This is a genomic window from Brevibacterium daeguense, assembly GCF_021729135.1.
In the GTDB taxonomy this organism is placed as follows: domain Bacteria; phylum Actinomycetota; class Actinomycetes; order Actinomycetales; family Brevibacteriaceae; genus Brevibacterium; species Brevibacterium daeguense.
In genome coordinates, this window is sequence record NZ_JAJTWW010000003.1 from 257,192 (window position 1) to 263,999 (window position 6,808).

Consider the following 6,808-nt stretch of genomic DNA (forward strand, 5'->3'; position numbering starts at 1 on the left):
TGACACCAGGGAGCACCGCGCGCGGTGCTCCCCGGTGTCACCTCCTAGACTGGGCCCATGACGCATTACGATCTCCTCGTCATCGGCACGGGTTCGGGCAATTCGATCGTCGACGAGAGGTTCAGCACCCAGCGGGTGGCGATCGCCGAGTCGGGCCTGTTCGGCGGCACCTGCCTCAACGTGGGGTGCATCCCCACCAAGATGTTCGTCCATACTGCGGATCTGGCAGTCGCGGCAGGAGAATCGGAGCGCTTCGGCATCACCACCCGCTTCGAGTCCGCTGATTGGCCGGCCATCCGCGACCGGATCTTCAACCGCATCGACCCGATCGAATCGGACGGCCGCGACTACCGCACGAATCGCCTCCCCAACGTCACTGTCCATCCCGAGCACGTGCGCTTCACCGGACCGAAGTCCTTCCGCACCGAGTCCGGGTTCGACTTCACGGCCGACCGCGTGGTGATCGCCGCCGGATCCCGTCCCAACATCCCCCGGATTCCCGGACTCGACGCTGAACGAGTGGATGCCCCGGGCTATCCGGTGCTCACCAGCGATACCGTCATGCGCATGGAGGAGCTGCCGCGCTCGATGACGATCGTCGGGGGCGGAGTCGTGGCGGTCGAGTTCGCCCATGTCTTCTCCGCGCTCGGAGTCGAGGTGACTGTTCTCGTCCGCGGCTCCGGCCTCCTCACGGACACCGATGAGACCGTCTCCCAGCGGTTCACCGAAGCCTTCGCGGAGCGCCATCACGTTGTCCTCGGGTCCCAGATCGACACCATCGAGCTCACCGAGTCGGGTGTGCTCATCGAGGTCGGCGCTTCTGACCGGGTGCCGGAAGCCGAGGTGCCTGCACCGTTCACGTCCGACGTCCTCCTGCTCGCCACCGGCCGGTCGCCGAACATCTTCGGGCTGGGTGCGGAGGCCGCCGGCATCGACACTGCTCACGGCCGCATCGCCGTGGACGCGTATCAGCGCGCGCTCTCCGGCGGCGCACCGCTGCCCGGCGTCTTCGCGCTCGGGGACGTCAGCTCTCCGTATCAGCTCAAGCACGTCGCCAACCACGAAGCCGATGTCGTGCAGGCGAACCTTCTCGCCGACATCGCCACCGGCGAGATCGGAACGGCCCGCGAGGATCAGCTGCGCAGAACGAATCACCATGCCGTGCCGGCCGCGGTCTTCTCCGACCCGCAGACGGCCACGGTCGGCGCGACCGAGGCGGAGCTGCGAGATTTCGGTGTCGACTACACCTGCAAGATCCAGGAGTATTCGGATGTGGCGTACGGCTGGGCCCTCGAAGACTCCACGGGCTTCGCCAAAGTGCTCGCTGATCGGCACAGCCGCCGGATCCTCGGCGCTCATATCGTCGGCCACGAGGCCTCGATGATCATCCAGCCGCTCGTCCAGGCCATGGCCTTCGGCCTGCCCGCTGATGTCATGGCGTCCGGCCAGTACTGGATCCATCCCGCCCTGCCGGAGGTCGTCGAGAACGCGCTCCTCGGCCTCGAGTTCGCCGACTGACTCGATCCGGATCGACCGGCGCAGTCAGTCAGTCCTCGTCGTCGTCATCATCGTCGTCATCATCGTCGTCGTCATCAGCTTCATCGTCGCCACCGTCATCATCGCCACCGGGAGGGCGCGGCTGTGGAGCGACCTCGCGCGGTCCTGAGCCTTCTGACGAGCCGCTCGAATCACGTTCGGTCGCCGGCCGATGGATTCGTGCGTCGGGTGCTTCCTGCTCATGCTGCCCCGGGGCATCCGACCGGTCTCCGGGATTCGCAGTGCTGGCCGACGGGCTGGAGGCGTCATCGTTTTCCGGCTGCTCCAGCCCTGCTCCGTCCGCGGAACCGGGCGAGGTGTCGGCGACCACCGGTTCGCGCTGGGCATCGGAGGGCGCCATCGAGATGGTGGCCCACAGACCCAATCCGGCCAGCAGAGCCAGCACCACTGCTCCGACGGCGATCAGCGCTCTCATTCTCCGGTCCCCTCCTCCTGCGTCCCCACGGCTGCCCGTCCATCATCTGCTGCCAGAGTGAGACCCGGATGAGCCGAGGATGAGAGGCCTCTCATCATTCGGCTTCCGGTTCGGCCACCATCCGGTAGCCCAGGCCGCGCACCGTCTCGATCGCGCTGTGACCGAACTTCTGGCGCAGATAGCGGACGTAGACCTCGATGACATTCGACCTGCCCTCGTAGTCGTACCCCCAGACGCGGTCGATGATCTGCTCTCGGGTCAGGACAGTGCCGGCGTTGGACACGAACAGCTCTGCGAGGGTGAACTCCCGCGCCGACAGATCCACCCTCTTGTCGCCGACCATGGCCGTCCGTGATCGCACGTCGAGCGCGATGTCGCCGGCCCGCAGCACCTCGGACGGGGCCGGAGCCTGCTCCTTCTCGGAACGGGAGCCGCGCAGGCGCAGATCGACCCGCGCGACGAGCTCGGAGACCTGGAACGGCTTGGCGATGTAGTCGTCAGCTCCCCCGGTCAGCCCGTGGACCGTGTCCTCGCTCGAGTCCCGGGCAGTGCACATGATCACCGGAGTCGAGTTCTTCGACTCCCGCAGCGCGGCCAGGATCGCGAATCCGTCGATCGTGGGCAGCCCGACGTCGAGGATGACGAGGTCGTAGTCCCCGTGCAGAGCCGACTGCAGCGCGAACATTCCGTCGGCGGCGATGTCGGCGGAGTGCCCTGCCTGCTTGAGCCCCTTGGCGATGAACCGAGCGATGTTCTGCTCATCCTCTGCAATCAGGATGTGGGCCATTCGAGGTCCTTTCGATACGGAGTGCGGGGGATGACGATCGTGAAAGCACAGCCGTGGCCGGGCTCGGACTCGAGGTCGACCCAGCCGCCGTGGGCGCGGGCAATCGCGGCGACGATCGACAGACCCAGTCCGGTGCCCTCGCTGCCGCGCCCGGTGGTGCCGCGATGGAAGCGCTTGAAGACGTGCTCCTGCTCCTCGACGGCGATTCCGGGCCCGTTGTCGATGACGCTGAACAGCGCCGCCGGCCCCGCCTCCGGGTGGCGTGCCGGAGCCGAGGTAGTGCTCGCGGAGATGGCGATCGTGGAATGCGGCGGCGTGTAGGTCACGGCATTGCGGACCAGCTGGAGCATGGCCTGCTCGATCCGCTGGCGATCGACGGCGATCGCCTGGTCGACCGAGGTGACCGCCTCGACCCGCTGGGTGCCGAGATTCGCGGCCTTGGCCGCCACTTCGGCGATGATCGTGGCCGCCGATTCTCGCCCCCGCTGGACGAAGTCGGCCCGCCGAGCCTTCGACAGCAGCAGCAGGTCCTCCACCATCCGATTCATCCGATCGACCTCGTCGAGGATGAGAGCCCGGGTCTCGACGACGTCGTCGGGGTCGGATTCGTCCATCACCTCGAGATTGCCGCGGATGATCGTCAGCGGGGTGCGCAGCTCGTGCCCCGCGTCGGAGAGGAACCGGCGCTGTTCCTGGACGCCCGCCTGCACCCGATCGAGCATCGAGTTGAAGCCGGCACCCAGACGGTCGATCTCGTCGCCGCTGCCCGTGACGTCGACGCGCGCGCTCAGATCGTTGGCATCGGCACGCTCGGCGACTTCGTTGATCTCCCGGACCGGGCGGAGCAGACCCTTCATCACCGCTGAGCCCAGCACGCCGACGAGGACCAGAGTGGCAAGGCTGACGCCTGCGTACACCCAGGCGCTCCGAGCCACTTCCGCGAGGTAGAAGCCGATGTCGTAGGCGACGAGGAAATAGCCCTGGGCCGGGTCACCGGTCACCTGGACCGGGACGACCGCGATGCGCAGCAGCCGGCCGTCGGCGGATATGTCGCTCGTAACGACCTGGTTCGGATCGGCCAGTCTGTCCACGTGGGCCAGCAGGTCCGGCGCCGTCAAGTCCACAGCGCGCTCACCGGCAGGCACGTAGGCCACGCGCCCGTCGATGAGGGCGGCGAAGGACTCATGCTCACTCGGCACGTCCGCGGACATCGCGGTGAAGAGCAGCTCGTCGACCGAGGCGAAGGGTCTGCCCTCGCGGCCTGCCTCGGCGACGGTCCGGAGATCCTGGATCTCGTCGTCGATCTCCGCGTTGGCTCGATCGGAGACGTTCTTGGCCTGCAGCGTGTAGCTCACTCCCCCTGCGATCAGCAGTCCGCCCAGGGTTGCGGTGAGCACGACGACGAGGGTGCGGCCGCGGAACGACTTCGAGACCGCACGGAGCCGGTTCCACAGGCTCAGAGAAGCGATTCGTACACCTGCACCGTGTCACGGCCGATCTGCTCCCAGGAGAAGTGGGTCACCGCCCGCTCCAGGCCCCTGCGCCCCATCTCCGCAGCGCGTTCGGGGTCCGAGACCATCTCTGTCAGACCGGCCGCGAGATCTCGCACGAACGCGTCCGGGTCCTTGGGCGTCCCGGTCCCGTCGTCGACCTGGTCGATGGGGACGATGATTCCCGTCTCCCCGTCGAGGACGACCTCGGGAATGCCCCCGGTCGCGGTTCCGACGACGGGAGCACCGCACGCCATGGCTTCGAGATTGACGATCCCCAGGGGCTCGTAGACGCTCGGGCAGACGAAGGTCGTCGCATGCGTGAGCAGCTGAGTGAGCTGCTCGCGCGGCAGGACCCGGTCGATCAGGACGACGCCGGAGCGCTCCTCCTGGAGGCCCTTGACCAGCCCCGCCACCTCAGCGGCGATCTCCGGGGTGTCCGGCGCGCCCGCGCAGAGCACGAACTGGACGTCGGCGGGAAGCAGTGCCGCCGCACGGAGCAGATAGGGCAGGCCCTTCTGACGAGTCACGCGCCCGACGAAGACGACAGTGGGGCGGTCCGGGTCGATTCCGTGCTCTTCCAGCACGGTGGTGTCCGCGTTCGGCTTCCAGACTGCCGAATCGATGCCGTTGTAGACCACGCGCACCTTGTCGGGGTCGATCTGGGGGTAGACGCGGAGGATGTCGCGCTTCATGCCCTCAGACACCGCGATCACCCCGGCCGCGCCCTCGTATGCTGTGCGCTCTGCCCAGGACGAGACGGCATACCCGCCGCCGAGCTGCTCGGCCTTCCAGGGCCGCAGCGGTTCGAGCGAGTGAGCCGAGAGCACGTGCGGGATGTCGTACATCAGAGAGGCCAGATGGCCGGCCATGTTCGCATACCAGGTATGCGAGTGGACCAGGTCGGCTCCGGCGATGCCGGCGACCATGGACAGGTCCACTCCGAGAGTGCGGATTGCAGAGTTCTGCTGCGCCAGCGCCTCGATCTCCGGGTAGCCGGTCGCGAAATCCTCCTCGCGAGGCCTTCCGAAGGCGTGCACGCGCACGTCCATGAGGTGGGACAGCACCGCACTCAGCTCGGCCACATGGACGCCTGCGCCCCCGTAGACCTCCGGCGGGAATTCCTTGGTCACGATATCTGTACGCACAGTTCAATCTAACCACGGTCGGTGTCAGCGGACGGTGTTGGCCGATGTCTTCCCAAACCAATAGGGTGTGAAGTACGTCGTCAACCTAGCCGGAGAGGGGCGCCGATGTCGGATCCCAGAGTTCTGTCGATTGTCCTAGCCGGCGGCGAGGGCAAAAGGCTGCAGCCGCTGACATTCGACCGTGCCAAGCCTGCAGTGCCGTTCGCCGGCACCTACCGGCTCATCGACTTCGTGCTCTCCAATCTCGTGAACTCCGGCCTGCGCGAGGTTGTGGTGCTCACCCAGTACAAGTCGCACTCGCTCGACCGCCACATCTCGGAGACCTGGCGCTTCTCCTCGTTGCTGGGCAACTACATCGCATCCGTCCCGGCACAGCAGCGCGTGGGCAAGCGGTGGTTCCAGGGCAGCGCAGATGCGATCTATCAGAGCCTGAACCTCATCTACGACGCAAGGCCCGACATCGTCGCGGTGCTCGGTGCCGACAACGTGTACCGGATGGACTTCTCGCAGATGATCCGAGCCCATGTCGAATCCGGGCTTCCCGCCACTGTCGCCGGAGTGCGCCAGCCGGTCTCGCAGTCCAAGCAGTTCGGTGTCATCGAGACCGCCGCCGAGGATCCCACCCGGATCGAGGCGTTCGTCGAGAAGCCGGCCAGCACCCCGGGACTGCCGGACTCCCCCGGCGAGTTCCTTGCCTCGATGGGCAACTACGTCTTCGATGCGCAGGCTCTGGTCGATGCCGTGGTCGAGGATTCCAAGGATGAGGCCTCCTCCCACGACATGGGCGGCGACATCATCCCCGCGTTCGTCCGCCAAGGCCGGGCCGGGGTCTACGATTTCGAGCACAACGCGGTCCCGGGTGCCGGGCCCAATGACCGCGGATACTGGCGTGACGTCGGCACCATCGACTCCTTCTACGAAGCGCACATGGATCTCATCGCCCCGGTGCCGGCTTTCAACCTCTACAACCTGCGCTGGCCGATCTACACCCGTCAGACGGTCCTGCCGCCGGCGAAGTTCGTCCACGACATCGACAATCAGCCGGGTCGCGCGGTCGACTCGATAGTCGCCAACGGCGTCGTGATCTCCGGGGGCTATGTCGAGGGCTCGGTGGTCTCCCAGGGCGTCACCGTCGACTCGCTGGCCGCCGTGTCGTCGTCGGTGCTCATGGACGACGTGCGCATCCAGCGGGGGGCACGCGTTCACCGTGCCATCCTCGACAAGAACGTCGTCGTGCCGCCCGGGGAGACCGTCGGCCTGTTCCCGGAGGTGGACCGCCGCCGCGGCTTCACCGTCACCGAATCCGGCCTCACCGTCGTCCCGAAGAACCACGTCGTCAACGACGATCCCTTCGACGACCGGCCGCGCCTCTAGCCTCGATCTTTCGTCGTGGTCTCGGTTCGGGTGCGTG

6 protein-coding genes are annotated in these 6,808 nt (G+C 66.9%); 2 read left to right on the forward strand and 4 right to left on the reverse strand.

The window, feature by feature from the left end:
* Window positions 1-57: 57 nt before the first annotated feature.
* The gene (locus tag LXN01_RS04830) at window positions 58-1,518 is read left to right on the forward strand and encodes a mycothione reductase (RefSeq protein ID WP_236863435.1); all 1,461 of its coding nucleotides are present in this window, start codon (window positions 58-60) and stop codon (window positions 1,516-1,518) included.
* 28 nt (window positions 1,519-1,546) lie between these two features.
* Here LXN01_RS04830 and LXN01_RS04835 read toward each other — a convergent pair whose 3' ends face one another.
* The 4 genes from LXN01_RS04835 to glgA all read right to left on the reverse strand — a co-directional run bounded on the left by LXN01_RS04835 (window position 1,547) and on the right by glgA (window position 5,397).
* The gene (locus LXN01_RS04835; RefSeq protein WP_236863436.1) at window positions 1,547-1,972 is read right to left on the reverse strand and encodes a hypothetical protein; all 426 of its coding nucleotides are present in this window, start codon (window positions 1,970-1,972) and stop codon (window positions 1,547-1,549) included.
* Between the two features lie 94 nt (window positions 1,973-2,066).
* Window positions 2,067-2,759, reverse strand: a complete 693-nt coding sequence (locus LXN01_RS04840) for a response regulator transcription factor (protein ID WP_236863437.1) — start codon at window positions 2,757-2,759, stop codon at window positions 2,067-2,069.
* On the reverse strand, window positions 2,744-4,156 hold the full coding sequence (locus LXN01_RS16300) for a sensor histidine kinase (protein WP_236863438.1): 1,413 nt from the start codon (window positions 4,154-4,156) through the stop codon (window positions 2,744-2,746). Before LXN01_RS16300 ends, LXN01_RS04840 begins: the two co-directional genes overlap by 16 nt.
* A gap of 59 nt (window positions 4,157-4,215) precedes the next feature.
* Window positions 4,216-5,397 (reverse strand): glycogen synthase, encoded by a 1,182-nt coding sequence (glgA, locus tag LXN01_RS04850; protein WP_236863439.1) that lies wholly within the window; start codon window positions 5,395-5,397, stop codon window positions 4,216-4,218.
* Window positions 5,398-5,502: 105 nt separating this feature from the next.
* Between glgA and glgC the strand changes: the two genes are divergently transcribed.
* Window positions 5,503-6,771, forward strand: a complete 1,269-nt coding sequence (gene glgC / locus LXN01_RS04855) for a glucose-1-phosphate adenylyltransferase (protein ID WP_236863440.1) — start codon at window positions 5,503-5,505, stop codon at window positions 6,769-6,771.
* Window positions 6,772-6,808 lie beyond the last annotated feature (37 nt).

Excerpts from the sequence above, each read along its gene's own strand:
- LXN01_RS04830 (WP_236863435.1), top strand. The coding sequence starts at position 58 with ATGACGCATTACGATCTCCTCGTCATCGGCACGGGTTCGGGCAATTCG.
- LXN01_RS04835 (WP_236863436.1), bottom strand. The coding sequence starts at position 1,972 with ATGAGAGCGCTGATCGCCGTCGGAGCAGTGGTGCTGGCTCTGCTGGCC.
- LXN01_RS04840 (WP_236863437.1), bottom strand. The coding sequence starts at position 2,759 with ATGGCCCACATCCTGATTGCAGAGGATGAGCAGAACATCGCTCGGTTC.
- glgC (WP_236863440.1), top strand. The coding sequence starts at position 5,503 with ATGTCGGATCCCAGAGTTCTGTCGATTGTCCTAGCCGGCGGCGAGGGC.